At 36.1% G+C, this 540-nt stretch carries 1 protein-coding gene; it reads right to left on the bottom strand.

The features are described 5' to 3' along the window. Nucleotides 1-30 precede the first annotated feature (30 nt). Nucleotides 31-540 (bottom strand): hypothetical protein (locus AB4496_RS09000; protein WP_372130832.1); only part of this gene is annotated, 510 nt, incomplete at its 5' end.

The following is a 540-nucleotide window of genomic DNA, read 5'->3' as shown; positions in this document are numbered from 1 at the left end:
ACGCAACACCTTAATCCTTATTCGTTAGGGCTAAATTTCGTAAGCCTCAAACCAACGACATTTAAGGTTTGGCTTTTTGCTCTTTAAAGAAGAGAAATGCTCTTTCGTTGTAAACCTAGCGCAAGACAATACACGTATTTTAGGTAAATCGGCTAAGCACAGTATTGATTTATCCGTTAGGCTCACTGACGTTAAAAACAATGCTTCTAAATTTGGCAATGTACTGATTGGCTGCAAAGATAAGACCTTTTGATTTGTATACATCGTACCTTCAACACCTAAACTTATAAGCTCTGTAAAACCTGATAGGCATTCTAAATTGTTTAGTTTTTTCGCACCCTCAATGAATAGATAGCGCAAATTAGGTAGGCTTGCTAAAACCTCAAAATTTTCAGCCTTGCTGACTCCTGATATTTTAAGCGTTTCCAACTTATTCAAATTAATCAATGGAAGTAGCGTGTCTGAAGATAGCCTCTCAATTTCCAAATATTCTAAGTTTTGCAGTTCTGTTATTTCACTAAGGAATTCAACGTTTACCTG

Origin of the sequence: Vibrio sp. 10N.222.46.A1 (genome assembly GCF_041473595.1) — a bacterium.
Taxonomy (GTDB): domain Bacteria; phylum Pseudomonadota; class Gammaproteobacteria; order Enterobacterales; family Vibrionaceae; genus Vibrio; species Vibrio tasmaniensis_A.
The sequence above is the reverse complement of the archived record's forward strand: the minus strand, read 5'-3'. Positions and strand labels throughout refer to the sequence as shown.